General features: G+C 39.1%; 1 protein-coding gene. It reads right to left on the bottom strand.

Annotation, left to right across the window (positions count from 1 at the left end; genetic code table 11):
* Window positions 1-50 precede the first annotated feature (50 nt).
* Complete coding sequence (locus ADICYQ_RS20905) at window positions 51-1,046, bottom strand: IS110 family RNA-guided transposase (RefSeq protein ID WP_020894211.1); 996 nt, start codon at window positions 1,044-1,046, stop codon at window positions 51-53.
* Between the last annotated feature and the right edge of the window lie 283 nt (window positions 1,047-1,329).

Genomic DNA, 1,329 nt, shown 5'->3' with positions numbered 1-1,329 from the left:
AGCCCTGTATTCTAAGATTAAAGCAAGTGGAATAGTACAATTTTTAATTTTTAGGCAGCATATTTCATTGTTTCGACATATGGGGTACCTCTTTCTATTACCGCAAAGATCCTTGATACAAGTTTATTTCTTATAATATTCATTGTGCTCATTTTATTCTTGCCTTCATTAACCCGTTGTTCGTAATAAAGTCTCATCTCTGGATTATATTGTACGGCCACCCCTGCACACATGGTTAGAAGTGCTTTTATACGTTTGTTTGCCAGTTTACTGGTTCTTGTCTTACCCATATAAGTTCCCGACTGGTTGGGGAAAGGGGCGATTCCTGCATAACTGGCAAACTTTCTCCAATCTGGAAAAGCAGTAAACGCTTTAGTAAGCACAATCATCATGATGGCAGTCTGGGGACCTATACCCTTTACAGATTTGACCAACTGGTATTGTCTTAACATTTCCTGGTCATCCTTTATCAGCCGTTCCATTTCGGCTTCCATTCCTTTAATCTGTTTGTCTAGACAGGCTATGATCTGTTTATGTGATTCAGTATATATCTCATAAGACTCCTTACCATAGACCTTTTGGTATTCGCCTAGTCTTGTTTTGAAGGCGGTTCTTTCCTTTACCAAACGTTCCCTGTAAGAGGCAAGCTTTCTTATCGATTCCAGGTTTCGGGAGGGCATTCGGAACAATTTGATCTTCTCCCTTTTCTCATAAATATACTCGGCAATATCTTTGGAGTCAGCTTTGTCTGATTTACCTCTTCGGATCCCCATAGACTTTTTCACCTCCAAGCCAGGCAGTACTGTAAAGGGGAAATTGTGATCGTTGAGAAAAGAGATCAGAAGCTCGCTATAAAGCCCTGTGTGCTCCATGCCAAACATCATTTCTTCAGGGCATACCTGCCCCAAAATGTCCATAAGCCATTCGACCATGACTTCAAAACCTTCCAAATCATTAACAAACACAGAGTGCCTTCCAGCGTTTCTCAAATGGATATCGATGGTAGATTTACTCACGTCAATACCGATAAATGCTCTAAATTTCATAACTTTATTATTAAATGTTAATAAATATGGTTGCTGAAACTAAAACCTTTAGAAGGTCTGTTAACCTAAAATTCTAACTGGTTCTCAAGGCAACCGGAACTTGGAACGGGGACTGATACAGGGCATAGGCCTTAGTGTCCTAGAAAGGGCGTAAGTTCACCCCGTTCCTATTCCTAATTTAATGTTATCCACCGTTATTAACAATTTATGAGTCTCTACCATGCACTCTCATTGTATATAACAGTAATCTTAGAATATTAACATTTATCAAATCTAAAGGAAA

The sequence above is a fragment of the Cyclobacterium qasimii M12-11B genome, from assembly GCF_000427295.1.
Taxonomy (GTDB): Bacteria; Bacteroidota; Bacteroidia; order Cytophagales; family Cyclobacteriaceae; genus Cyclobacterium; species Cyclobacterium qasimii.
Note: the sequence above shows the minus strand (reverse complement) of the source record. Positions and strands in the feature narration are given on the sequence as shown.

What these genes read in the sequence shown, in the direction of transcription:
- ADICYQ_RS20905 (WP_020894211.1), bottom strand. Translation starts at nt 1,046, where the DNA reads ATGAAATTTAGAGCATTTATCGGTATTGACGTGAGTAAATCTACCATC.